The sequence below is a fragment of the Halopenitus sp. H-Gu1 genome (assembly GCF_041821145.1).
GTDB lineage: Archaea > Halobacteriota > Halobacteria > Halobacteriales > Haloferacaceae > Halopenitus.
The window spans coordinates 1-24135 of record NZ_JBGUBC010000027.1 but is presented as its reverse complement, the minus strand read 5'-3'; the positions used below and the strand labels follow the sequence as shown (position 1 = coordinate 24135).

The following is a 24135-nucleotide window of genomic DNA, read 5'->3' as shown; positions in this document are numbered from 1 at the left end:
GGAAACGGGGGTACGAATGATCGCGAAGCGGGCTCGTAGATCAGAGGTAGATCACTCCCTTGGCATGGGAGAGGCCCCGGGTTCAAATCCCGGCGAGTCCATCTTTCTCTCACTCGATGAGCAAGGAGCAGACGGCATCCGGTTAGGGGTACGTATTGTCCAACGCGCCCCAAGTGTCGGAGTGGCCGCCACGCTCACTCAGCCGAGAGCGTCACTCGGACTCTGCAAAGGCGGACAAATTGACACACTCATTCCAGCAGTATAGTTCTTGTGTGAACCGTTTTCAGGGGTTTGGCGGAATCAGAAAAATTCGAATGCAAGGGAGTTCCATTTAAATAGTGTTTCTGAACCGGCTCGTTCGAAGCCCCCGACAGCAGAATACCGGTGGGGCATCACAGTCACGAGAATTATTTCTGCGGTTCACTAATTCATCTTAAGACAAGGCCTTCTGTTCAACTCAATACGAGAAAACCTGTGACAGTTGTGACTCTCCACCGGTATTCACCGGACGAGAGCGATGCTTACGAATCCGTTAGAGAGAAGCCGGTGTAGACACGCTTTCGCTCACCATCGAAACGCCGTTGTTCGACGGAGGTACCCTTCTTCTTCAGAGTAGAGGTGAACTTGTGTTTCGTGAAGTAAAGCGACGAACAAACCAGTTCTCAAATACGTTTAGCCACGCCGAACCGAGTGCCGCTGAAAATTGGTTACAAGCGTTCGCCTTCGCATGGAATCAGCTTATCTAAACGCTACCCGGTTCATCATATCTAACTTTTGCGTTTCCCGGGCAGAAACGGGTGGATCGAGTGGGTTTCTGCTGTAAACGTGGCGGTCACAACATAGATCGCGTCCGGCTCTCCGTCAAGAGCCGGACACAGCAACCACCGCGATTTGTGGAATACTCACCACAGTCTGAACAGAGCCAAAACGATCTAAAAATCCTACAAAGGTGGTTGTATATCCAACCTTTCAGAAACCTAACTACGATTCTTCGTCGTTGTCAGTTACTTCACCACTTTTGTTTGCGATCAAAGTGTCATAGCTGAGGCCGTCTCCACTCGTGACATCATCCTCTGTGACTTCTTTGTCGCTTTCTTCGTCGGAATCGCCGGTCATAGTCTATGTTTTTTGTTCTAGGGTTAAGTATCTCCCTGTTAATATATACCATCCTGAAATCGCAGCTAAAGCAAGCGAAGTTACTAGTCCAACCCACATTCCGTTATTGGAGATTGAACTCACATACAATGACCCAGATGTGGCTAAAAATAAAACACCGATTAACAGGAAATATAGAGTTAGACGAAACCGATGAGAATTGGTTTCAATAACCTCTTTGTTTTCTTCAATTATATCACCATACGAACCGCAAACACGTTGAATATGCTTATTAAAATCTTTTTTAGTATTTCTATTATCTATATTGGACATATAATGCCCAACATTGTAGTTAAGGCCAATACGGAAGCGGCTGCTCAGGTAGGTTACAATTGCACTAGCCATTGCTAGTAACAAACTGCCTAATCCAAGAATAAATCCAATCTTTATTGAGATAGTTGCATCCTCAAATGTGATAGAATCCAAATTTGCGATAAGAGATAGAACCGAAAACAGCAGACCAATTAGAATACCAATTAGTCGAGTAACATGTTCTGACTTATCATCAATCCCGTTGATTATAGAGATCTGTCTTTCAATACTTCTCTCAAGACGATCTGCTGTGTCCAAAAATTGGTCTCTTTCGCTCGGATCACGATCTTCTGGAACCACTTGATCAGACCCGTCTGACATAAATCGCCTAGAAATATCTGGGTGACGTTAAAGAAGTAGGGGTTGAATAGGTAAGAAACGCCGGAGAATACTTACTGTCTGTGGAATAAACCTATTTATTATTCTTTCTAAGTGGTTCTTGCATGAAAGTCGAATACCGAGAGCGAAGTGGCAAAACGCATTCTATTGAGTGCGAGGCTGTGAAAGAGGGAGAAAACGGCATCTATCTATTCGACACAAACAAAGACCGACTGCGTAATCAGATAGGATATATCCCCTACGAACAATTGAATTATGCATTACCCACAGAAAGTGAATAGGATATCTTGAAGCCCTGAAAATAAGCCCGGATCGTTTAGATTCTCAGGAACCACCGCCAGCGACTGTCGACGCTGGTCCGGTAGTGCAGCGCGAGGACGTCCGTGTTGAACTTCTGAATCGTCTCTGGATCCAGTTCGTCGCGAGCGGCGTCGATATTCTCCTGCGACTGGATCAGGTGGGTGAGTGCAGCGTCGATCACGTCCGATCGCGGCGGGTCGTCGTCAGGAGCGTTCGCGACGATCGTCGACGCCTCATCGAGCAGCCGTTTCCGTTCGTCCGAGAGTCGTAGGGTCGTTCGTTCAGTACCCATATTCGGCGCGTACCCACACCTCTTTACAAGAGTATGTATGCAGCAGACGGTGAAGCCGTGGATCTGGAGTGACTCGGCGGTCGATTGTTTATCTACATTCACGGAACCGCTCACGAATCTGTTCACGCGTATACTGCGCTCGTGAGGCTACTCCTCGATCACCGGTTCCGGTCGATCCAACGGCAGAACTCGTGGAACTCCTCGGCACCTGCCTGATCAGCGATCTTCTGAAGCGTCCCGGTCCGGATCCGATCCTTTCGCGGAACACTCACCGTCCGGGCCGGCGTATCATGATCCTCCGGTGGGGTCCACTTCAGGATCATGTGGCTTCCTGTGGTCCGGACCCACTCGAAGTTTCCTACGTTCGTCAGTACCGAGACGACATCGTCCCCTGAAAAGTCTCGCGTAACCATCGATCGGTTACTTCAGCACGTTCGGCAGCTCGCCGCTCGTGTTCTCCTCGGGGTCGATCCCGAGTTCGCGGAGTTCCTCATCGGTCGGCGATCGGCCCGCCTCACCCTTGTAGGCCGCTACCGCATCGTCGAGCATCTCCAGGGCGTGCTCGCGCGTCTCACCTTCGGTGGTGACGCCCGTCTCCTCGTCGGTGATGATCCACACCTCCCCGTCCTCGGACAGCTCCATCGTGATGTGGGTCGGCGTAGTCGGCCCGTTCTCCTCCACGCCCGTATCGGTGCTCATACCTCCACGTTTCGGGTAGACGGGCAAAAGCGTTCTGTCGGGGTGGGGCCGATCGGAACCGATCGGAACACTCGGGGGTTGACTTATCGCCACCCCCGATATCGATTTGACGTGATACGCGACGGAACGGTGTTCGACGACGACCACCTCCCAAACGAGATCGTGGGTCGGAACAGCCACATGAACGAGGTGACTGATGCACTCTGCCCGATCGAGGATGGATTCCGGGCCGAGAACTGTTTTCTGTTTGGACCGTCTGGTGCCGGAAAGACGACGGTCGTCCGAGCGGCCGTCCGCGAACTCCGACGCGAAGTGCTCGACGTCCCGTACGCCTACGTGAACTGCTGGCAGGACTACACGCGGAACGCGGTCCTCGAGCAGTTGGCGCGCGATCTCGTGAGCGCCGGCGTCTCTCGAGGGTCGTCGACGGGCCACCTCATCGAACGCATCCAGCAGACGCTCAACGGTCCCGGCGTCGTGATCCTCGACGAAGTTGATCAGCTTCAGGAGACGAAGCTGATCCGCTTCGCCGAGAATATTCGGAACCTGCAACCCCTCATAGTTCGCGTGGGTGGCGATCACGCCGATCGACGTCCATGGATCCCCGCGATGTGCCCGACGAGACTGCGGACGACGTCGGCGGAGGCACGTGAATACTTCAAACAGGCATCACAGGGGATCAACACCTGCAGATGCTGTCGATAGCTGTGAGGCTTGAGAACGGGACGGAGCGTTCAGCGAACAGAACAACGGCGAGGCCCACCGCCCGCCCCGGTCCCGTGGCCATCAGCGAGACGAAGCAGTTCGATTCTTTGTCGGTGGGGTCGGCTCATAGCTAAGAGACGACCTGTCGTATTAATAGTCCAGCGACTCATGTGGCCAAAATATGGGTGACCAGGACGGACAGAATGACGATCCTCCGGAGGGTTCCGGGTCAGCTGATCGATCAACCGGTCTGGATGGTCCGCCGTCAGTTACCGAAAGGGAGTACGAGCTGATCTTCAAACAGTCACCGGAGGAGATCTACATTAACGATACCGAGGGCCACATCCTCGATGTCAACGAGACGGTTCTCGAAGAGCTTGGCTACACGCGCGAGGAGTTGCTTTCGATGGAAGTACCCGATATCGAAGTTGGCCTCGACGAGGAAGTGATCCGAGAAAAGTTGCAATCGCTGGACGCCGGCTCGATACAACGGGTAGAAGAGGAAGGCCTTCGCCGCCGAAAGGACGGATCAACGTTTCCCGTCGAGGTCTGGGTGAGCAAAGTTGAATCCGACGGGACGGAGCGATTCATCGCTCTCTCGCGCGATATCACCGAACGAAAGGAGCGCGAGCACGAACTCGAACGACAAAAGGCGTTCACCGACGATCTACTGGACGCGATCGAAGATGTGGTCTACGTACTGGGTCCCGACGGAGATCTCATAAATTGGAACGCCGCCGCAGAGGAGGTAACGGGATACACGAGTGAGGAACTCGGATCGATGAATGCGCTGGATTTCTTCACGGAGGAGGATACAGAGGCTGTCGCGGCTGCCCTCGAAGAAGCCTTCGAGACCGGGCACGCCCGTGTCGAAGTAGACTTCCTGACCGCTAACGATGAGTCGATTCCGTATGAGTTCATTGCAAATGTCTTCGGAAATCCCGAAGGCGAGCCCGTGGTAGCCGGAGTTGGCCGCGATCGAAGGCTGCACGCCGAGTACGAACAAGAACTCGAAGAGCAGCGGGACAACCTTGAGATACTCAATCAGGTCGTCCGACACGACATCAGAAACGATATGGCGGTTGTTCGTGGCCGGGCAAATCTTCTCGAAGAATACGTCGAGGAGGCCGGCAGAGAGCATTTAGAGGCCGTCCAGAGCTCAACCGAAAATGCAATCCAGTTGACGGGGACCGCTCGTGACCTCTCCGAGACCATGCTTAGTACTGAAGAGGACGTCGAGCCAGTTAGGCTCGATCAGCATCTCGAGCCGACGATCGAGAACGCCCGCTCGAAGTTCGACAATACAGTCATAACTGTCGAAGACGGGATTCCGGACGTCAGAGTGTGTGGGAACACCCTTCTCAAGGCGGTGTTCCGGAATCTCATCCAGAACGCGGTCATTCACAACGATAAGGAGGTTCCGGCAGTCGATATCTTGACTGCCCTAGACGAGGAGACCGTCACCGTGGCGATTGCGGACAACGGCCCCGGTATTCCCGATGATCAAAAAGAGACGATCTTCGGGAAGGGTGAGAAAGGCCTCGACAGCCCGGGAACCGGGATTGGCCTCTATTTGGTCGAAAGCCTCGTCGAGCAGTACGGTGGCGATGTCTGGGCCGAAGATAACGATCCGGAGGGAAGCGTGTTCTACGTCGAACTCCCTCGGGTCGACGAGGAGGAGCAATGATGAGCCACCACATCCCCAGTAAGAGGTGGCAGATTGAATATCAGATTACGGAGATGTTGGGTGGACGACATCGGAACCTATCCACATTCTGTACGTCGGTCTAGATGCAAGAACGGAAGATCGAGTTACCGCCGCACTCGAAGAACGACAGGACGACGTTGAAACGTCGCGGCTGGACAAGGCCCCGTGAGCGGTTGCGTCGTCGGAGTCACGTTCGTGATCGTCGGTGTTCTGATTCTCATCGACTGTCACGATTAGTATCCTTCACCTGCCTCTACGGGGCCACGGAACGCCGAGTAAAGGACGACAAAGTACAGAAATATCAACGGGAGGAGAACGGCAGCGCCGATGGTTATGAGGTTGAGCGGAAGCGTCGAAACGATAGCCGAGTCGACAGTCAATCCGCTCACTCGATCGATAGCTGGGTACATCATGCCAGCGACAATTCCGACCAGCACGAAGACGAGGCCGGCGGCAGAACCGAATGCCACGTAGTGTCGATCGCGGCTCAGAGCTACCACGTACACACCCGAGAGAACGAGCGTCACCATGACGAGACCGAACACGAGCGGCGACAAGAGGGTCGCTCGAAGAGATGGATCTGCCACGTACACGTAGCCGAGCGCTAGAACGACGAGTACGAGATACGCGACGAGCGCGTGGTACCCGTCCGCTCGGAGGTCCTCGCGGAGGTCACCGCGGGTCTTTACTCGCAGGTAGGCGACGCCATCCACGACTGTGAGTGCGACCACGGCCAGTCCGATGACGACCCCGGGCAGCGTCAGGATGGTCGTCGCGCCGAGCAGCCAGTTGGCCGTGAACATCCCGAGGAAAAACGGGGCAGCAACGCTCCCGACGACGAATGCCCGCCCCCACCAGCGCGTCCAGCGTTCGTCGTCGCGCTGTTCGTACATCTCGGGGGCGAGTCCCCGGACGATGAGCGCCCCCAGGATGGCGAACATCAACAGGTAATGGCGGCTGAACAGGTTTGCGTAGACTGCAGGAAAGGCGGCGAACATCGCACCGCCGAAGACGACCAGCCACACCTCGTTGCCGTCCCAGAACGGTCCGATGGCAGCGAGAAGCTGTTCGCGCTCGTGTTCGTCCGAACGGGTCGCAAAGAGTGCGCCGACGCCGAAATCGAAGCCATCGAGAAACAGAAACATCGCGAAAATGAAAAACAGGAGTCCGAACCAGATATCCGCAAGTGGGAGTCCAAAGAGCGGACCGTCCGCGAGCCAGTTCCCGCTAGTCATCGACTCTCGCCTCCCTGGACGAGCCCTCCGGACGGTCAGTCGCGCCGGGATCAGACACGTCGGGCGGACCGGTGCGGATGATTCGCGCGACGACGTAGACGTATAACACGAGCAGACCGAGGTAGACGATCGCGAAGCCAGCGAGGGTCGTCGTCGCCTCGGCCGACGTGAGACCGGGGGAAACACCAGCGCGAGTCTTCATGACGTCCTGGATGACCCACGGTTGGCGGCCGACTTCGGTGACGACCCAGCCCAACTCGACGGCGAGGATTCCCAACGGCGTCGAGACCATCAGGGCCTTGTGCAACAGGTCGTCTTCGAGGAGTTCACCCCGCCACCAGCGATGGGCGCCCCAGACGGCCAGCAGGAGGAACCAGAAGCCGAGGGCGACCATGATGCGGAACGACCAGAAGACGAGGGCAACCGGTGGCTGTGGCCCCTCGAACTCCTCGAGTCCCCGAATCGTCGCCTGCGGGTCGCCGCCACTGGCGAGCCAGGAGGCACCGCCCGGAATACCGATGCCGAAGATATTCTTCGCACGAGGGTCCAGGATGTCCTGCACGCTCGTCGGGAAGGCGATGAGGTACTCGGGAACGTAGGAGTCAGTCTCCCAGATGGCCTCCATGGCGGCGAACTTCTGGGGCTGTGTCTCGAAGACGTGTCGGGCATAGAGGTCGCCGTGGATGACCTGTAGCGGCGCGGTGATAATGAGGGCAATGAGGCCGAACTTGAGCGTCGCTTCCCAGAAGTCGACGTGCTCGATTGAGTACCCCCAGACGTGATGCCGGAAGACGAAGTAGGCACCCAGCCCGGTCATGATGAGGGCAACCGACTCGACGGCGGCGTTCTGCATGTGGACGAACATCCAGAAGAACCGGGGATTGAGATACGCGGCGAGCGGGTCGACCAGCATGACGACCGGTTGTCCGTTCTCCGTGATCAGTTCGTACCCTCTGGGCGTTTGCATCCAGGAGTTGGCGATCAGGATCCAGACGGCCGACAGCCAGGTCCCCACGCCGACTGCGACTGCCGACACCATGTAGAGTACGTCGCCGACTCGCTCGCGGCCGAAGACGAAGATACCGAGAAAGGTGGCTTCGAGCATGAACGCCATCATCCCTTCTAGTGCGAGGGGGCCGCCGAATAATTCGCCCGCCGTCGTCGAAAACGCCGCAAAATTCGTCCCGAACTCGAATTCGAGGACGATACCCGTTACCGTCCCTACCACGAACGAAATCGCGAAAATTCTCGTCCAAAACCGTCGTAGCTGCTCGTAAATGGGCTCGCTCGTGCGAATATCCTTCCAGGTAAAATAGATGAGAAACGGTGCAAGCCCCATACTCATTACGGGAAAGATGATGTGGACGACCGTAGTGAGCGCGAACTGCAGCCGACTTGCGATGATCGGTTCGAGCATGTTTGACTCTGAGTCTTATTTGGGGTGCCACCGGAGGAGGAACCCGTCAAGTGTGCCGGCGTGTTCCGTTCGATTGAATTTCACATGTGAAAATGTTGGTTTGCACATATTCTCGGATCTCTCGGTAATGAGCATTATCTCGACATTCCCAGCGTCGATCGCATCATACAGTTCGTCACCGAACTCCTCGAACTCGTCGCTACGCTGCTGGAAAGCGACGAACTCGGTGGTACAGACAGGTGTGAAGTCACCGGGGTGGCTGAACAGGACGAACCACTCACCCTTGCAGGTGTCAGGAAGTGACACTTCACCGTGTGCGGTCTGTACGGTGAATTCGGGGAAGTCTCTTCAGGCACCATCTTTTGTCAAAAATAGAGGGTGGTTGCTCATATTACCGATGACCGTTCTCGTTAGGTGAGAATAACCTGGGACGAAGCCCCGCTATGTCACATGATAAGGGTGGTTGTCCGTAATTCTGAGAGAAACGGACTGCTGAATATAGCGAACAGAGAATGTATGCAGCACTGACAGTCTTGAGAGCACTTCCATAGAAATCGTGTTGTCTTTTGTGTCCGTATTTGACCCCGGGATAACATCTCTAGGAAGGGTGTCAACCTGAGCGTGAAAGAAGGCGCAGTCGAACATTCTGGTGGGGGTTCAGAGGATGCTAGATCGCGTAGTTGAGCAAGCACGCGAGCAAGAAGTATTTTCGCGTGAAGATACGCCGACCGAATAGCGTGTTGAAGCAGCATTTCTGTATCACGCCGGCCTCTCGTATCGACGCCTCGAGCGGGTAGTCGGGCGCTCGTACGAGGCCGTGCGCCAGTGGTATCATCGGTTGGCGCACCTGTTTGCTCCCGACCCCGACTCCCATTCGACGGTAGCAATCGACGAAACCAAGCCCAAAGTCGAAGAAACCGAGGTCTATGTCTGGGCGGCGATCGATGTGGACACGTTCGATATCATCCACATCGAGGACTCTCCCGGCCGATCTGACCTCGACGCGTTGCTGTTCATCAAGCAAGTCTTGAAGCGCTGTCGCGGCGATCCAGTTGTTCTCGTGGATCGCGGCCCCTGGTACAACTGGGCGCTTGACGACCTCGAACTCTGTGAATCACGCCGTAAAACGTGGGGGAACGGTCTCTCGTCGAATCCTGGTTCGGCCTGTTGAAATACCGAACCAGGCTCTTCTACAGCCGGTTCCCCCACCATAGCTCCTGGAAATCAGTCGACCGCTGGGTCAAATCCTTCACAGCGTTCCACAATGCGATTCTGTAACCTTGACATCCTTGCTAATGGTGGTCTCCGAGAGAGCAGGGAGTCACGATCAGCCGGCTCGGTTCCCCTCGATCCCCGTAATCTCGAATCGCGCTCCTCCGTCCTTCAGTGACGGTGATGTCCCACCCGTGGTCAGAACGATCTGTTCAACGATTGCTACCCCTCACCCTGTCCCCCCAGAGTTCCTGGAGTAGCCATATTCGAAAATTTGATCTGTGTTCTCGGGCGGTATCCCCGGTCCGTCACTCCGTGCGCTTTCGTTCCTGTTCTGGGTGATCGGCGATATAGACACTCGTATGATCAGGGATGTCCTCGGTAATCCAGGAGTTCGCCCCGATGCTCACGTGATCTCCGATGCTGATTGTGCCGAGAATCTTGGTTCCGGCTCCGATGACGACGTGATCGCCGATGTCGGGGTGACGTTTGTAGCCCTTCTTCAGCATGTGTTGCTCATTCTCTTCTTTCTCGAAGTGGAGGGCACCCAGAGTCACGTCCTGGTAGATCCGCACCCAGTCACCGATGGTCGTCGTCTCCCCGATGACGACGCCAGTCCCGTGGTCGATGAAGAAGTAGTCGCTGATCTCCGCACCAGGATGGATGTCGATTCCGGTTTCGGATTTCGCGTATTCGGTCAGTTCCCGCGCGTACGCCGAGATTCCCTCGTTATAGAGGGCGTGTGCGACGCGTTGCCCCATGATTGCTTGAAAGCCGGGATAGGATCGGATGACTTCGATGTAGCTCTTCGCGGCGGGGTCGCCCTTGTACGCGGCTTCCACGTCCTTCTGGAGTGTGTGTCGGATAGCGGGAAGTCGATCGAGTACCTCATCCACCTGTTCAGTGCAGTTCTCACCCGTGTACGGCCTGATGCCGAGACAGAATAACGACCCGAGTTCGGAGAGCATTTCGCGGACGGCTTCGGTGTCCTGCGTCAACGACCCCGCGTTCCAGCATCTGGGGAAGAACAACTGTTTCAGGAGATCGAACTCCTCGAAGCCCGTCACGCGCTCTGGAAAGCTCAGCGACGTTTCGGTCGGAAACGGCTTTTCGTCCTTTTGGTAGGATTCTCGCAGTCGATGGTGAGCGTCCCCGGTGTAACTGTACTTCATATGATGGTAACAGCATACCCGGCTTTCTAACGATGTCGCTATCGACGCACAGTGTGTGCGATTCGAGACAACTCAATAGCCCACCGACTCCCAATAAGAAATCGTATTGATACTGCACGACCCTCCTCGACGGATGGCTTCGTATTGAGTAGTATGCCGGCTGTTTGGTATCCAACCTACTCGGCTTTCGCTACCGGAAGATCGATCGTCACGACCGTCCCTCGTGGAGTACGCTCCGCAAACGAGATCTCACCGCCATACTGTGTGACGAGCGTGTCGACCAAATGGAGTCCAAGTCCACGATCGCCGTGGAGGCCTGGATTGACGAGCGATTCTCTCGTTTCATCCGGGAGTCCCGGTCCGTTATCTGCGATCGCCAGTTTAGCCGACCCGTCCTTCGTGTCGAGTGTGATCTGCACTTCCGGGTGCTCCTGATCGTTGTGGACGATCGCGTTCGTGACGATGTTCTCGATCACTGCCCCCACGAGCGGGTCGGCCTGAACGACAACCTCCGGAGTCAGATCCGTTTTGATGCACACGTTGTCGTGCGTTTTGCGGGCTGTTTCGAGTTCCTGTTGCACGATCGGAGTGAGTTCGATCGGCTCGATCTCGGGGTCATCTCCGATCCGGTGCACGAGCACCTTCACGTTTTTTATGAGTTTGGCGATTTGATCGCTCTGCTCCCGGACCGTCCTGGCGTGATCGGCGGTTGTCTCCGATTGAGTCCGTTCGAAAAGGAGGTCGGCGTTGCCACGAATTATCGCGACTGCGTTGAGGACGTTGTGGCGGAGCAGTCGATTCAGAAACTCCAAGGAGTCCCGTGATTGCTCAACTCGCTGGAACTGGCGTTCCGATCGGACTTCAGAAATACCGGCGACGGCGCCGGCGTTCGCACCGAGGCCGCTACTGACCAAGAGGATGAAAATCGGGTCCTCGATGCTGACGCCCACGATCCGTTGATAGAATATCGGCCAGAAGGTCAACGCCAGCGCGGCGATGAGCCCAGCGAACAACCAGATCGTCACTTGCCAGCCTTCGTCCGGTGTAAACTCGCTGGTGGCAACCCAATATCCACCGTAGACAAGTCCCCCAGCCAACACGCCGACGAGAAGAATCCCGATGGGAAACAACCAGACCGGCCCTTGCCGATACGCGTCGTTGACGACGACATAGGCGAGATAGAAGCCGAAAAAGAGGATTCCTATAGAAGCGATGGTAACACTACTGTTGAGTTGGCGCATCTCCGGTAGCGGTACCATTCGAACTTGTGACTCTCTTGTTTGGTCGGTAAAATAACCTTCGGCGGCCATTCATACGGAGAGCACCTACAGGAGCCGATCATATGCAGTCAGTGGGTATCGGTCTCCGGGATACAGTCCACAAAAGCCCAGTCCACCACGAGTCGTCGATCCAATATCACACGTCCGAAGTAGAGGCGGCAGTAACGGTGGTGATCCTTCGGAGTGATGATCGGTTACTATCCCAACGTGGGGATCCTCGCCTTTCAGGCCGGGGAGGATGTCAATCCCAGTACCAATCACTGCTACCGACAGCGACGAGTGCTACGGAAACGAGGACGCCACCGAGGTGTATTTCTCCGAACCAGTACGGCGTCGCTGGATAGATCGAACGGAGCACGACCAGACCAACCGAGAGGAGAGGAACGTCACGCTCGGGGTTGACGTCGTTGTCTCCCCCATATCGCGGGGCACCCACGAGTTCCCCATCCGGTAATCGTTCGGCCTCGTAGGGAATGCCGGACGTCCGGTGACTCCAAACGACGGTCCCGTTCTCGGTAACCTCAAGCAGCCGGGCGTTTCGGGTATCCGTGACGAGCGTGTTACCGTTCTCTAGACGGTCGGCGTCTCGCGGCCATCGGAGATCGAGTCCTTCCGCGTTCTCAAGCGTCCAGACTGATTTCCACTCTCCGGTCGTTTCGTTGCGGTGGAGTTCGACGGCGCGGTCGTTTCCACTGTCGGCGACGAGGACGGCACCGTCGTCGAGCCACTGTGGATTGTGCTGGTGATTCAGGACCGTTGGATCGCCACAGCGAACGTCACCGTCCCCGTCCGAATCGATCAGTTCACTGTCTAGCACGAGACAGCTCTCGTCGCTCTCGTCATCGTCCTCGTTGATCACCTCGACGACGCCGCGGTCCTGCTCGATGATGAGCAATTGGTTTGCGTTGCGAACGGAAATCAGGTAGCGATCGTCGTCGATAACGACAACGTCGTTGATGTGCAGCCAGTCTCGCCTCGTTGGGTCCTCGGGAGGATCATAAAACGAACTGGCAGTCCACGTCCACGTTCTTCGACCGTTTTCGACGACGAATAACCGTTCGTGCTCCATATCAGCCACGAGAAATTCACCGGTTGACAATTCCACGACATCGTGGACTTCGCTGTCCGTCTTCGTACGAACGGGGAACGCGTACTCGTCGACGACGGTGGGTCCCCCTTCGGTAGTCGGGTCGATGATCCGGAATCCGGTTTTCGCACACGGTGCGGGATACGGGGCACAGCCGTCCTCGTACCCGGTCTGCATGAATCCCGCAAGGACAGTCCCGTCCTCACGCATAGTCACGTCAAAATAGCTATCGGCGCTTGCTTCGTTCCAGCTTCGATTATCCCCGTCCAGGAGAAATACGTTCCCGTCCGTCTGATAGCCGCCGTCCCCGCCTTGGGAACCAACGAGAGTCTGTATCGACGACGAAGAATCAACGTTTCCGATCGTCGGTGCGGTTGCAGCGCCCACCCCAAGCGTCGCTGCAAGTACGACGACACCCATTACGACGAGGCCGATACCGCGTGCGCTGCGATCCATACTAATCGTGTATGTATATTTCGAAGAAAAGCATTCCCCGTCCCTCAGTTCGAATGGCTGTGATCAATTCGCACGCTTACTGAGTGGCTGATCTTGAGTAGAATCCCGTTTCGTCGGCTGGCGTGACCGCGCCACCGGTGCCCGCGGTGACTTCCAGTTACTGTGGAGAACTGATCCATACTCCCCTCACAAGAGCGTATACGGCAATCCATGGGTTTGGCTCGTTGTGAGGGTGAACGTCGCGGCGTCTCAGCCGTTGACTAGCCAGCGTGACGGCGATACTATCGCTGCGGGAGACCCCTCGGACGGGCGTGAAACGCTATCGGTCAGTGAGATATGAATTAGGAGATACGAACGTCGATATCTGCGGAGGCAGGGACGGTGTCGTACTCGTTTTCGAGGTCGGCTAACTCCCGTTCGAGGTCAGCTAACTCCCGTTCGAGCTCGCCGATTCGGGTGGTGAGCCGCGCGTATCTATCATTGTCCTGAAGATCCGCATCGGTCTGCTCAGCTTCGAGGACGTTCACCTCAATACGGGTTTCTTCGAGTGCCCGCTTTTTCTGTTGCTGTTCGACGTAGGCGCGATACCATTCGAGTTGGCGTTCACGCTTCTTGCGGGCAGTGATATCGCGACTATTGACGACATATCCCTCGATCGGGGGCCGACCAATATGATTCGAGCCGACCGACGCGAGCGTCCGCCACTCTCCGTGAGCGTTGGAGAAGCGAAACTCGGCTTCCGGCGTCAGATCCGGGTTCTGAAGCCCCTTTTCGAATTCATCCATCACCGCCCGTCGATCCTCTTTATGGATGTACTCGAACGCGTTCTCGCCGACCAACTCGTCCGGATCGTAGCCGAGTATCCGTTCGATGGACGGGCTCGTGTATCGAATCGTACCATCTTCCTCGAGGATGGTGATGAGGTCGGATGAATGTTCGATCAGTGCCTGATAGCGTTCGCGAGCCCGATCCGTGATATCGATATAGACTTCAAGTGACTTCATCGCATCCCGTTTCTCGAGGGGCATAGCCCGAAACAGAAAGTCACGAATCCCATTTACCGTCCGGCGAGTGATCTCATATTCGACAGTTTCACCCGTCGAAGCAGCGTCGTAGATGTCAGCCGCCAATTCCTGCTGTTCTGTATCGGATGGTACGAGGTAGTCGGTCACTGATTCGCCGGCCAACGAGTCGATATCGGAGCCGCATAACTGCTCAAACGGTTCATTACAGATCTGAATGATCGAGTCACCATCGTCGTACTCAACAAGGGCTATGCCATCAGGACACACCTCAAACAGATCTTCGAGTGCTTCCACCTCCATATATCAATGAATACGTATAAATTAAGAGTATAATAATGTTGTGCCGTAATTGTCTAGTTGAGAAGCTCCAGACGCCAAAATAACTATCCTCCCATTCTAATTTAATAATACATATAGGTAAATCGTGAAACTATCCGGTGTTCTCGACTTCAATTTCCGCAACCATGATCTCACTTTCAGTTGAGACTTGAGTTTACATATGCAACTGCTAGTGAGGAGCGTATTTCGATCACCGTATTAACGTACGCAGGGTTCCACCAGACGGCGACGGCTTGGAACCCTGTTTCTGCGGCCATCGATTCCGCGTTGTGAAACACCGACCGCCTCGTCCCTCACGTAACACTGCCCCATCACCGATGGTCGACAGTTTGGAATCGGAGCCGAAGGGTCAACTGTCGACGTTCTCGACCAGTTGTTCAGCCGCGCGCAGACACATGGCCCACATCGTTAGGGTGGGGTTGATGCCCGGACAGTTGGGGAACGCTGCGCCGCTGTACACGTAGAGGCCGGGCGTGTCGTGGACCTCCAGGTCCGGTCCGACAACGGATTCTTCGGGATCTTCCCCCATGCGACAGCCACCGAGATCGTGGCTGCTGCCGACGCCGGTGAACGCGGGCGCGCCCCACGTTTTCGTGGCACCCATCTCCTCGAGGATTTCCTCGGCTTTGTTGCGGAAGAACGTGTGGAGGCGGCGTTCGTTCTCGCGCAGATCGTACGTGATCCGAAGCACTGGCATGCCCTCCCCGCTCTCGTCGGTGTGGGAGGGGTCAAGTTCGATGTAGTTCGTCGAGTAGGGGAGATTCGTCGACTGGATACGCACCGCGCCCCACTGATTCCACTCGCGCAGGTGGTCCTTGTATGCCTGGCCCCACCGCGGGACGTCGTCGGGAAGCGACTCCTGGCTGATCTCGATCGGGAGATACTGATTCTCGGCGCTCAGCGTCGTGCCGCCGACGAAGCCGTGTTCGACGGAGTCGAACTCGGCCGAAACGTAGTCATCGAGGATGATGCCCTGGGCGGCAGGGCCTGTGTGACGGTTCCACACCGTCTCAGGGAAGTAGCCGCTCACGTCGGAGAACATCTTCGTCATGAAGTGCTTGCCAACCTGACCGGTATTGTTCCCGAGACCATCAGGATGATGCTCGTCAGTAGAGTGGAGCATCAGCCGAATGTTCTCGAAGGTGTACGAACAGAGGATGACGTTTGCTGCCGTCTGTGTCTTCCGTTCGTCGTTCGGATCGAGATACTCTACGCCACAGGCCTCACCCTCATCATCGGTGAGGACCCTGACGACCCGACAATGCGTTCGGAGGTCGAAGTTTCCAGTTTCGAGCGCCCGCGGGATGTGGGTCAGACCAGGGTGCCACTTGGCGTCATTGAATCCGCCAAATCCGCTGTTCCAGGCAGTGTAGGTCGTCCCGGACCGACCGTCGTACGGTTGGCTGTTCACGCCGACGGGTACGGTGAAGGGGTTGAGCCCCATGTCCTCGGTGACGTCGATGAATGCCTCGCCGAGTGTGAACGGCCGCAACGGTGGGTTAGGCAGCGGCTTACTCCGCGTTACGTATGGATTCTTGTCGCCCCCGGAGACGCCGATCTCGTGCTCGACGCGCGTGTAGTACGGTTCGAGGTCGTCGTAACTCAGCGGCCAGTCCGCGAGCGTGCAGTTGTCCGGGAGCACGTCCTCGCCCCATTGCTCTTCAACGAACGAGCGGTGGCGGAAGTGGTGTGGGTGGAAACGACGGAGCCAGGCGCCGTAATGGATGACGGACCCGCCGACGCTGTTCATCATCCGCCCGAGCGAGAACGATGCCTCCGTGGTCTCTTCATCCTCGTTACGCCGCCACTGCGGGATTTCTCGATCGAATTTCGGTCCCATCTTCGCACGGCAATAGTACGCAGACCCAAGTTCGTCGGGCAAATACTCGTCCGTCGTCCGCCAGGGACCGGCCTCCAACGCGACGACGTCGAGACCGGCCTCGGCGAGGACAGGTGCGACCAGCCCTCCCATCGCACCCATCCCGACCATCACGATGTCCGCTTCGTCGTTCGCTTCCTTCGCGCCAGCCTGCGGGTCGTACCCCTCGATGTCGGGCGGGCCGCCGTCGCCGGAATCGTCGGGATCATAGCCCAGATCGGCCATCGACTGGTACTTGCCGTCCTTGGTCACCGGTTCGTCCGAGAGGTTCTCCTCGGCCGAGTTCTCCAGGTAGACGCCCGGATGCCCGAGTACCTTCCACCCCTGTGTGTCCTTGTTGCCGTCGTATGCCGGGTCGGCGAACAGTCCCTCGGTCAGGTGTTGATGAAGCAGATCGAAGAACTCCTCCTGGGGTGGCGTCCGAAAGTTCGACAGATCGCCGTCCTCGAGCCGGGCGATCAGAGCATCCTGCTCGTCGGCGGCGCATTCGGCAAACGGCGCTCCGTACGCGTCCTCGGCGTTTCGGTCCAGGGCGTCGAGCCCGAGGCGGTACCAGCGTCGCTGGTCCTCGTACTCGCCATCGAGCGCGCGGTCGAGATACCGGGTGGCGCCGATTTCGTTTGCACCCGGGTCCTGGTCGGCAGGAAACATCCGATCGAAAACGGCCATAACCGTTTGGGCCTGGTGGGGAGAAAACGTCAGAAGCGTGTCTGGGGTTGTCATGCAAGGAGACATATACGGTCGTGTTAACTTAAGCATGATTCCACCGGACGGCGCAGGCTTGCAACCACGTTTTCGCGGTCGGTGGAGTGACTGAAACGAATGGTTCGGAACCGTAGCGGTTCGTCGGTGCACCTCACGAAAGATCCGTTTTCGGATGAGAGCGTTCCACTACGCCACTATAGAATAACGTCGTGATTCACGATTCTGCTTTCGGGAGAGTGATCACAACGACGGTTCCATGTGGCTCGTTTTCTTCGAGTGTGATGTCCCCGTTGTATCGTTTGATGAGTTGGCTTACGAGGTACAGTCCCATTCCGCGGTCACCTACTTCGCCGGGATCGAGGAATCGTTCTTTTGGTTCGGGGATTCCGGGTCCGTTGTCCGTGATCCGTGTCTGAACCGTGTGGGATCGCTCTTTGACGGTCACGGTGACGTTCGGGGTGTCGGCGTCGTTATGCCGGATGGCATTATCGAGAAGATTTTCGAAGACGGTAAACAGCAAGTCGTTTGCCTGAACGGTTACGTTTCGAGGAATCCGTGTTTCAAATTCGGCGGCTGGAAACAGTTGTTGTACCTCTTCTATCTCACGTTCTATCGTCTCTGAGAGATTGACTCGTGTTCCCGACGGTGACTCAGAAAACGTTATTGAGACCGTGCTCACGTCCTGGATGAGTTGAGCGATCGTTTCGCTTCGTGCCTGGATAGAATCAAGCAGTCTTTCGCCGTCTGCATCTACGTGATCATCCAGTTGAGTGGCATATCCATCTATGAGTTGGATACGGTTGAGAACGTGATGACGCAACAGCCGATTGAGAAACAAAAACCCGTCACGTTGTCCTTCAAGTTGGTGAGTTTGCTTCAGCGATCTCGCCCGATGATAGCCGATCAGTACTCCCAAGCTGCCGCCAATGCCGGCTCCCGTTAAAATCTCCATCTCAACGAGCGATCGCGGTACGTCGAGTCCGACCACTATTTGATGGAGGTTAATCGCGGTGATGAGTCCCACAACCGTGCTCAAGCCAATGAGTGTCCATTCAAGGACCAGCCATTCACCATTCTTTGAAAGGTTCCGTGCCCTGATCCAGTAGCCACTATATGTTAACCCCGCCGCAGGTATCCACATCAACACTGATTCGAGCACCTGGAGACCGAATTCTAGTTGAGTCGGTGTCGAAACGAACGCCGAAAGATGAGTCTGTACATGATGAAGCCCAACTAATGCTAACAGTACCCCTCCAATGCCGCTAACAGTCCAACTGGGAACTCGGCGATAGATACGTGACGACCTGGTCTCTTTACTCACGGATCCTCCGGGAGATCTGGAAGACGGACTCAAGTTCCTCACGCAGATCAAAGCATACGGTTGCCACGTCTTGCGGAATGACCGTGAGGCAGAATTTCATCTGACTGTTTCCCCCGCGTGGATAGGTCCCTACCATATCCCGATATGTGAATGAACACCTCTACCTAGGTGCAAAAGTGTTACTATAGCCATAGTAACGCGAGAAAATCCCGTTCACAGCCGATACTCGGAATAGATCGAATTGTGACATTCACCAGTGCGATATGAGACGAATGGCCAGTGAACTACCCCGACCTACCGCGCTCGGGCCTACTCGGCCCTCGCTTGTTGAGGTCGGGACTTCCTGTTTGTGCGTCGGAGCTTGTACCCGACGTGGGCACCGTGGTTCCAGACTCCGCAGGCGATTCCCCTGTACAGGCGGTTCGGAGTGTCCCACTCCTACCGATTGGACACTCGACCACAACCGACGTTGCACGCTTCTTGTCGCGTTTGAACAACGCCGAAGGCGTGGCGAGCATCGTACTACCGCATTCAACCGCCGGGGTAGTAAGGACACCGATTCACACGAAAATAAACGATGACGGCGCTGTATCCCCACCCTACTCGCTTGTGCTTCCGACACCCGTCGGAAGCCCGGCGCTCGTTGAGGTGGGGGGCTTAGCGCCTGCATACAGCTAAAAGAATAAGTTGGACCAACCCTTCCTAGAGGTATGCCCGAGGATTCGGCGTTGAAACAGGCCATTACCGAACTACAGGAACTGGGGTTGACTGAATACGAGGCGAAATGTTTCGTCGCCGTATCTCGGGTTCCCTCGGGGACCGCCAAGGAGATCTCCGAACTGACGGATGTCCCTCGTTCCCGCATTTACGACGTTACTGAGTCCCTCCATGAGCAGGGGGTAGTCGAGATTCTAGAGGGAACACCACGGGAGTTTCGGGCCGTATCACCGGATCTCGCTGTTCGGAAACTGGAACGCGAGTTTCGAGATCACCTCGATGCAGTTTCCGAAGCAATGGAGATGATCACTACCGCTCAAGACGCCGAAACGGATAGTGGTGTCTGGAAGATTCAGGGACAAGAGAACGTCATAGAACGGGGGCAGCAGATCGCCGCGGATTCCGATGAGGAGCTATTCGGGTTGTTTACGGAGGATACCGTTTTCACGGAGGACTGTTTCCAGCAGGCGCATGACGCCATTGAGAGAGGTGTCACGGTTATTCTTGGATCGCCCGATGAGGGCTTGCGTGAGGAATTGAGAGCGGAATTTCCCGAAGCCCGTATTTGGGAGCCAAATTTGGAATGGCAGACGGTATCGATGACGGAGGGACAGGTGAGTCGTCTTGTGATGGCCGATCGTGACGAGATCATGATCGCGACGCTTGAGGAACAAATGGGTTCAGGTGGGTACCGAGAAGATGCCATCTGGGGGTGGGGAGAAACGAATGGATTGTTACTCGTGATGCGTCGGATCATCGGTACTCATCTCGACGAATTTGAATCAACTGGTGATACTGCACGGATTCCGTTGTGACTTCCTCCCCACCCTACTCGCTCGCTTTCGCTCGCTCCTTGAGGGTAGGGCTTCCTGTTTCCACGACGCGCTTTGCAGGAACCGAACTGGTTCCCGTAGGGAGCGCAGTCTCCGCAGGCGTTGATTCGGGACAGCCCGTCCCTACTTTCTTGAGACCACGAACGAGGATGTTGTAGGCCGCGTTCCAGTCTCTGTCCGCCGTGAAACCGCAAGCGGGGCAGGAATGTTCGCGCACCCACAGCGGCTTGTCTGTCTCGACACCGCACGCCGCACACTCCTTGGTCGTCCCCTTCGGGTCCACCGCGACGAAGTGTGTCCCTTCGCGCTCGCACTTGTATTCGAGCATCCGCAGGAACGTTCCCCACGCTGCTCCGGCCCGGTTCCGGGAGTTGCCCGGCAGTTCGACCAACCCTTTTGTGTCGAGGTCTTCGACTGCCACGAGGTCGTACTCCCGAGCGTAGTACGCCGAGAGCTTGTGGAGGAAGTCCCGGCGCTTGCGTTTCAGGTCGGCGTGGCGTCGGGCGACGGTGCGCTGTTGCTCGCGGTAGTTGTTCGACCCGTACTCCTTTCGGGAGAGGTTGCGTTGGGCGCGTTCCAGTCGCTCGCGTTCGTCGCTGAGGTCCGGCGACTTGACGGCGGTGCCGTCGGTGTCGTGGGCGTACTTCAGGATACCCACGTCGATGCCCACTACGTCGGTGAGTTCGTCGGGTTTCTCGGGCGGGGCGTCGGGCGTTTCGACGCCAAGGACGGCGTACCAGTTCCCGGTCGGTTCCTGCTTGACCGTGACGGTCTTTATCTCGACGTCGTCGGGAAGGTCGCGGTGGAAGGTGAGCGGTATCTCGCCGAGTTTCGAGAGCCACAGTCGCGTCCGACCACTCGTGTTTTTGAGTTCGAAGCCGGATTGACTGTACGTGAAACTGCGGTACTCGTCTGGTCCCTTCCAGTTGAGGGTGCCGACGCGGTAGCCGTTGTCTTTGCGACCCTTGAGCGTCGAGAGGTTGTCGTACAATCGCTGAACGGCTTTCTGAAGGACTTTCGAGTGAACTTGTTTGAGGTCGGTCCACCAGCCCTTCAGGTCCGGCAGGCGCTTCTGTTCCGAGTAGGCGGACGAGTCGTCTACTCGGTTGAGGCGGTGGAGAAAGTGGTTGTAGACCTGCCGGCAGGTATCGACAGTCCACGCTAACCGCTCTTCGAGCGCGTCGGACGGATTGAGCCGATACCTGTAGTTGTAGTTCATAGCCTATTCGTCGTCGTGGTCCGGTTCGGAGACGCGGACGATTTTCACGTCTGCGCCGAGCCACCGCCGGGGAACGTAGACGTGAGCACCATTGCCGGTCGGGCGCACGTCGCCGTCCACGACTTCGTGGCCGTTTAGTTCGAACTGTTCCATACACATTGTATAGACATTGTAGGGACATAAGCGTATCGGCGTGTGGCCCGCAGGCAGTATCGCAGGGAAGACAGATGATGACGGCGCTGTATCCCCACCCTACTGCGCTCCTTGTCCGCTTCGCGGACTACGGTGCTCCTTGAGGGTGGGGCCTTAGCGCCTGTATTCAGGTAAATCGCGTCATCGAATGCCACTCTACTGGCCGGCTTGACGAAGCGTCTATAAGGACCTCAAACAGTCTAGAGGGATGTTCAAAGCGCTCTTTGTCCTTCTAGAAGGTCTTTACCTCGGAGAGTTGATGGCTGTGGTATGGACCGTCGCACGTATCTCGCTACGACCGGGGGAGCCATTACCGTCCCGCTCGTGGGGTGCCTTCAGGCCCCCACGGATGACGAGACTGAGCAACCGACTCGGCCGTGGCCAGCGAGTGAGCCAATCGCGAATCCGGATGGCACACATCACCTCGTGGTCGAGAACCACACAGAGACCACGGAGACGGCCTGGATCAGAGTCGTCCGTGAGGACGGTGCCACTCTCGTCGACGGGCTGTATGAACTGCCGCACGGACGCGGTATCGAGTTCGAGGATCTAGCCGCCTGGGAACGGACGTACACGATCGAACTGGCGATCGAAGGCGACGACGTCACCTCGCTGGAGTGGCAGACGCCCGAGTGTGGCCCGGATTCGGAAGCCCCCAGGACCCGTGGTTCGCGGAATGCCACTGTGCGCGTCGAGGAAGCGTCCGACGGAAACGATGACTACCGGATCTCAGTGGTGGTGGACGAATGTGACGCCATGTTTGGTCCGGGGCTCCCGACCGGATCGGCCGAAGAATTCCGGCTGGATGACTGATCCACGGCTCCCCCGGATCAGTCGTCCCAGGGCTTGCCCAGTGCCTTCGACTCGGCTGGGCAGGGCCGGTCGTGACGGCGACGAAGTACGACGATGCAGTTCTCGATCCGGAACCGAATGGCGTTCTCCTGGACTGCCGTTCCCGACGTCTCTGATCACGATCGCACGAGCGTTTCAGGACTCTCGAAATCCGGTTGAAACGTTATCTTATAAAGTATAAATGAAGACGTCACCATTTTCAAACTATTTGGATGCTTGCCCCCTCGAATCTGAAAGTAGAGGAGTAAGCCTTTAATGTTGACTATATCCATCAATAAGCGATACGACCGCACACCAATATTTTGAGGAATGAATCATATCTGATAATCTCAGATATTCGTTCTATAGTTGATCGAGGGGTCCCGTCTTCGCTCCTCGAACTCCAAGCCGGTAGACCTCTTTGGAAGTCGTGGCCGGTCCCTTCGACGTCCGCCACTGTCGCGTCTTTCGTCGTCGAACTGCAGCCACGAGCCCACGTATCAGCGTTCAACCCGATTGTTCGCCCCAAAATACCACATTGTACTGATCTATAGATCCAGATCTACCGGTGCCCCCGTGTCGGCCGATTCGTAGATGGCGTCGACGACCTGCATATCGACCAGTCCATGTTCGCCCGTACTCTGTGGTTGTTCACCAGTGAGCAAGCAATGAGCGAAGTAATCGAACTCCTCCTCTAACTGATGAACCTGATCGAAGTCGATATCCGCCTCGGTGCCACCACGGACGACACGCAGTCCACGATCTTCACGTTCGAAAAAGGCAGGATCGAGAATGAGTTGTCCTTCGGTACCTTTGATTTGAAGCGTCGAGGAGTGTTGTGAGTTCTGTGACACCGTGTTGAGTGCGGTGACGCCGTCAGGGAACTCCATATGCCAAGAAGCATGTTCGTCCACCTCTTCGAACGCCTCGTGTTCCGAGCGGGTTTGAGCATACACTCGTACCGGGTCAGCATCGAGGATAAATCGCGTCGTATTCAGCGGATACAGACCGAGGTCGATGAGCGCACACCCGCCCGAGAGGTCCTGTTTTAGCCTCCATTGGGTGACGTCTCCCCCCTCCTCGAGGCCGATCTCTCCGAGCATGACCTGGGACATGTCCCCGTGCACGTGGACGACGTCCCCGATGAATCCATCCGCAATGAGTTCACGCATCCGCCGCACTGCCGGCTCGGTTTGCATCCGATAGGCGACCATCAGCGTTACGTCCCTACATACGTCAACCATTTCTGCGGCACTTTCGGCATCCACTTCCATGGGCTTCTCGCAGAGTACATCCTTGTCAAGATCAGCGGCCGTCCTTGCATACTCCAAGTGGAGCGCGTTGGGCGTACAGATGTAGACTGCATCGTACAGATCACTGGCCGCTCCGTCGTGAAACTCCTCGTAGGTGATACCGGCCGCCATGTCAAAGTCATCCGCCCACTCTTCAGCCTTCTCTTTGGAACTACTCACCGTCACAGTCGGCTCGGTAAACTGGCCGCGTTTAAAACCGGGAATCGCCCAATCCCGGGTGAACCATCCCAATCCGATAACTGCGAACCGAACGGGTGCATCCTCGTGTTCGCTTATCGTTTGCCAGTCGCGATGTGTGAACTCGTCAAAGACGTCTTGTATCTGCTCAGTCATACACATTGATTCGTTGTAGTCGGTATAAATGTATATGAATATGCTGGCCCCGAACGGGA

At 56.3% G+C, this 24135-nt stretch carries 20 protein-coding genes, 1 tRNA gene and 3 pseudogenes; 7 read left to right on the top strand and 17 right to left on the bottom strand.

The window, feature by feature from the left end:
• The first annotated feature begins 29 nt into the window (after positions 1 to 29).
• Together ACERIT_RS14470 and ACERIT_RS14465 are read left to right on the top strand one after the other, a co-directional pair.
• Positions 30 to 101: transfer RNA gene (locus ACERIT_RS14470), tRNA-Ala, on the top strand.
• Between the two features lie 519 nt (positions 102 to 620).
• Positions 621 to 746, top strand: a pseudogene (locus ACERIT_RS14465) (IS6 family transposase); the annotation flags it as partial.
• A gap of 235 nt (positions 747 to 981) precedes the next feature.
• Here the strand turns inward: ACERIT_RS14465 and ACERIT_RS14460 are convergent.
• From ACERIT_RS14460 to ACERIT_RS14440, 5 genes are all read right to left on the bottom strand, one after another.
• Positions 982 to 1116, bottom strand: a complete 135-nt coding sequence (locus tag ACERIT_RS14460; RefSeq protein ID WP_373675569.1) for a hypothetical protein — start codon at positions 1114 to 1116, stop codon at positions 982 to 984.
• A 3-nt stretch (positions 1117 to 1119) separates the two neighbouring features.
• Complete coding sequence (locus ACERIT_RS14455) at positions 1120 to 1788, bottom strand: hypothetical protein (RefSeq protein WP_373675568.1); 669 nt, start codon at positions 1786 to 1788, stop codon at positions 1120 to 1122.
• 334 nt (positions 1789 to 2122) lie between these two features.
• Positions 2123 to 2398: a hypothetical protein gene (locus tag ACERIT_RS14450; RefSeq protein ID WP_373675567.1), complete on the bottom strand. Its 276-nt coding sequence runs from the start codon at positions 2396 to 2398 to the stop codon at positions 2123 to 2125.
• A gap of 158 nt (positions 2399 to 2556) precedes the next feature.
• Entirely contained in the window at positions 2557 to 2811 is a 255-nt protein-coding gene (locus ACERIT_RS14445) for a type II toxin-antitoxin system HicA family toxin (protein WP_373675566.1), read from the bottom strand.
• Positions 2812 to 2818: 7 nt separating this feature from the next.
• A complete protein-coding gene (locus tag ACERIT_RS14440; protein WP_373675582.1) occupies positions 2819 to 3040 on the bottom strand; it encodes a type II toxin-antitoxin system HicB family antitoxin in 222 nt (73 codons plus the stop codon).
• A 186-nt stretch (positions 3041 to 3226) separates the two neighbouring features.
• Between ACERIT_RS14440 and ACERIT_RS14435 the strand changes: the two are divergent.
• Both ACERIT_RS14435 and ACERIT_RS14430 read left to right on the top strand, forming a co-directional pair.
• Positions 3227 to 3646 (top strand): annotated as a pseudogene (locus ACERIT_RS14435) (AAA family ATPase); the annotation flags it as partial.
• 337 nt (positions 3647 to 3983) lie between these two features.
• Entirely contained in the window at positions 3984 to 5489 is a 1506-nt protein-coding gene (locus ACERIT_RS14430; protein WP_373675565.1) for a PAS domain S-box protein, read from the top strand.
• Between the two features lie 254 nt (positions 5490 to 5743).
• Here the strand turns inward: ACERIT_RS14430 and cydB are convergent, their stop codons facing one another.
• The 3 genes and pseudogenes from cydB to ACERIT_RS14415 form a co-directional block, all read right to left on the bottom strand.
• The gene (gene cydB / locus ACERIT_RS14425; RefSeq protein WP_373675564.1) at positions 5744 to 6745 is read right to left on the bottom strand and encodes a cytochrome d ubiquinol oxidase subunit II; all 1002 of its coding nucleotides are present in this window, start codon (positions 6743 to 6745) and stop codon (positions 5744 to 5746) included.
• Positions 6738 to 8162: a cytochrome ubiquinol oxidase subunit I gene (locus ACERIT_RS14420; protein WP_373675563.1), complete on the bottom strand. Its 1425-nt coding sequence runs from the start codon at positions 8160 to 8162 to the stop codon at positions 6738 to 6740. Before ACERIT_RS14420 ends, cydB begins: the two co-directional genes overlap by 8 nt.
• 15 nt (positions 8163 to 8177) lie before the next feature.
• Positions 8178 to 8495: pseudogene (locus ACERIT_RS14415) on the bottom strand (redoxin domain-containing protein); the annotation flags it as partial.
• A 484-nt stretch (positions 8496 to 8979) separates the two neighbouring features.
• Here ACERIT_RS14415 and ACERIT_RS14410 point away from each other — a divergent pair.
• The gene (locus ACERIT_RS14410) at positions 8980 to 9333 is read left to right on the top strand and encodes a DDE-type integrase/transposase/recombinase (RefSeq protein ID WP_373675562.1); all 354 of its coding nucleotides are present in this window, start codon (positions 8980 to 8982) and stop codon (positions 9331 to 9333) included.
• Between the two features lie 349 nt (positions 9334 to 9682).
• Here ACERIT_RS14410 and epsC read toward each other — a convergent pair whose 3' ends face one another.
• The 6 genes from epsC to ACERIT_RS14380 all read right to left on the bottom strand — a co-directional run bounded on the left by epsC (position 9683) and on the right by ACERIT_RS14380 (position 18638).
• Positions 9683 to 10546, bottom strand: a complete 864-nt coding sequence (gene epsC, locus ACERIT_RS14405) for a serine O-acetyltransferase EpsC (protein WP_373675561.1) — start codon at positions 10544 to 10546, stop codon at positions 9683 to 9685.
• 176 nt (positions 10547 to 10722) lie between these two features.
• The gene (locus tag ACERIT_RS14400; protein WP_373675560.1) at positions 10723 to 11805 is read right to left on the bottom strand and encodes an ATP-binding protein; all 1083 of its coding nucleotides are present in this window, start codon (positions 11803 to 11805) and stop codon (positions 10723 to 10725) included.
• 262 nt (positions 11806 to 12067) lie between these two features.
• Positions 12068 to 13369, bottom strand: coding sequence for an aryl-sulfate sulfotransferase (locus tag ACERIT_RS14395; protein ID WP_373675559.1), 1302 nt, complete (start codon positions 13367 to 13369; stop codon positions 12068 to 12070).
• A 341-nt stretch (positions 13370 to 13710) separates the two neighbouring features.
• Entirely contained in the window at positions 13711 to 14694 is a 984-nt protein-coding gene (locus tag ACERIT_RS14390; RefSeq protein WP_373675558.1) for a PAS domain S-box protein, read from the bottom strand.
• Between the two features lie 388 nt (positions 14695 to 15082).
• The gene (locus ACERIT_RS14385) at positions 15083 to 17335 is read right to left on the bottom strand and encodes a GMC family oxidoreductase (RefSeq protein ID WP_373675557.1); all 2253 of its coding nucleotides are present in this window, start codon (positions 17333 to 17335) and stop codon (positions 15083 to 15085) included.
• A 196-nt stretch (positions 17336 to 17531) separates the two neighbouring features.
• Entirely contained in the window at positions 17532 to 18638 is a 1107-nt protein-coding gene (locus tag ACERIT_RS14380) for an ATP-binding protein (protein WP_373675556.1), read from the bottom strand.
• 710 nt (positions 18639 to 19348) lie between these two features.
• On the opposite strand from ACERIT_RS14380, the gene ACERIT_RS14375 reads away from it, so the two are divergent.
• Positions 19349 to 20170, top strand: a complete 822-nt coding sequence (locus ACERIT_RS14375) for a TrmB family transcriptional regulator (RefSeq protein ID WP_373675555.1) — start codon at positions 19349 to 19351, stop codon at positions 20168 to 20170.
• Between the two features lie 13 nt (positions 20171 to 20183).
• Here ACERIT_RS14375 and ACERIT_RS14370 read toward each other — a convergent pair whose 3' ends face one another.
• Together ACERIT_RS14370 and ACERIT_RS14365 are read right to left on the bottom strand one after the other, a co-directional pair.
• Positions 20184 to 21407 (bottom strand): RNA-guided endonuclease InsQ/TnpB family protein, encoded by a 1224-nt coding sequence (locus ACERIT_RS14370; protein ID WP_373675554.1) that lies wholly within the window; start codon positions 21405 to 21407, stop codon positions 20184 to 20186.
• 3 nt (positions 21408 to 21410) lie between these two features.
• Positions 21411 to 21560, bottom strand: coding sequence for a DUF2080 family transposase-associated protein (locus ACERIT_RS14365; protein WP_373675553.1), 150 nt, complete (start codon positions 21558 to 21560; stop codon positions 21411 to 21413).
• 309 nt (positions 21561 to 21869) lie between these two features.
• On the opposite strand from ACERIT_RS14365, the gene ACERIT_RS14360 reads away from it, so the two are divergent.
• A complete protein-coding gene (locus ACERIT_RS14360; protein ID WP_373675552.1) occupies positions 21870 to 22412 on the top strand; it encodes a hypothetical protein in 543 nt (180 codons plus the stop codon).
• A gap of 566 nt (positions 22413 to 22978) precedes the next feature.
• On the opposite strand, the gene gfo6 is transcribed toward ACERIT_RS14360, so the two are convergent.
• Positions 22979 to 24076, bottom strand: a complete 1098-nt coding sequence (gfo6, locus tag ACERIT_RS14355) for a D-xylose 1-dehydrogenase Gfo6 (RefSeq protein ID WP_373675551.1) — start codon at positions 24074 to 24076, stop codon at positions 22979 to 22981.
• Positions 24077 to 24135 lie beyond the last annotated feature (59 nt).

Excerpts from the sequence above, each read along its gene's own strand:
- gfo6 (WP_373675551.1), bottom strand. The coding sequence starts at position 24,076 with ATGACTGAGCAGATACAAGACGTCTTTGACGAGTTCACACATCGCGAC.
- ACERIT_RS14375 (WP_373675555.1), top strand. The coding sequence starts at position 19,349 with ATGCCCGAGGATTCGGCGTTGAAACAGGCCATTACCGAACTACAGGAA.
- ACERIT_RS14390 (WP_373675558.1), bottom strand. The coding sequence starts at position 14,694 with ATGGAGGTGGAAGCACTCGAAGATCTGTTTGAGGTGTGTCCTGATGGC.
- ACERIT_RS14365 (WP_373675553.1), bottom strand. The coding sequence starts at position 21,560 with ATGGAACAGTTCGAACTAAACGGCCACGAAGTCGTGGACGGCGACGTG.
- ACERIT_RS14420 (WP_373675563.1), bottom strand. The coding sequence starts at position 8,162 with ATGCTCGAACCGATCATCGCAAGTCGGCTGCAGTTCGCGCTCACTACG.
- ACERIT_RS14450 (WP_373675567.1), bottom strand. The coding sequence starts at position 2,398 with ATGGGTACTGAACGAACGACCCTACGACTCTCGGACGAACGGAAACGG.
- epsC (WP_373675561.1), bottom strand. The coding sequence starts at position 10,546 with ATGAAGTACAGTTACACCGGGGACGCTCACCATCGACTGCGAGAATCC.
- ACERIT_RS14385 (WP_373675557.1), bottom strand. The coding sequence starts at position 17,335 with ATGACAACCCCAGACACGCTTCTGACGTTTTCTCCCCACCAGGCCCAA.
- ACERIT_RS14370 (WP_373675554.1), bottom strand. The coding sequence starts at position 21,407 with ATGAACTACAACTACAGGTATCGGCTCAATCCGTCCGACGCGCTCGAA.
- ACERIT_RS14440 (WP_373675582.1), bottom strand. The coding sequence starts at position 3,040 with ATGGAGCTGTCCGAGGACGGGGAGGTGTGGATCATCACCGACGAGGAG.
- ACERIT_RS14445 (WP_373675566.1), bottom strand. The coding sequence starts at position 2,811 with ATGGTTACGCGAGACTTTTCAGGGGACGATGTCGTCTCGGTACTGACG.
- ACERIT_RS14430 (WP_373675565.1), top strand. The coding sequence starts at position 3,984 with ATGGGTGACCAGGACGGACAGAATGACGATCCTCCGGAGGGTTCCGGG.
- ACERIT_RS14400 (WP_373675560.1), bottom strand. The coding sequence starts at position 11,805 with ATGGTACCGCTACCGGAGATGCGCCAACTCAACAGTAGTGTTACCATC.
- cydB (WP_373675564.1), bottom strand. The coding sequence starts at position 6,745 with ATGACTAGCGGGAACTGGCTCGCGGACGGTCCGCTCTTTGGACTCCCA.
- ACERIT_RS14460 (WP_373675569.1), bottom strand. The coding sequence starts at position 1,116 with ATGACCGGCGATTCCGACGAAGAAAGCGACAAAGAAGTCACAGAGGAT.
- ACERIT_RS14360 (WP_373675552.1), top strand. The coding sequence starts at position 21,870 with ATGGACCGTCGCACGTATCTCGCTACGACCGGGGGAGCCATTACCGTC.
- ACERIT_RS14455 (WP_373675568.1), bottom strand. The coding sequence starts at position 1,788 with ATGTCAGACGGGTCTGATCAAGTGGTTCCAGAAGATCGTGATCCGAGC.
- ACERIT_RS14395 (WP_373675559.1), bottom strand. The coding sequence starts at position 13,369 with ATGGATCGCAGCGCACGCGGTATCGGCCTCGTCGTAATGGGTGTCGTC.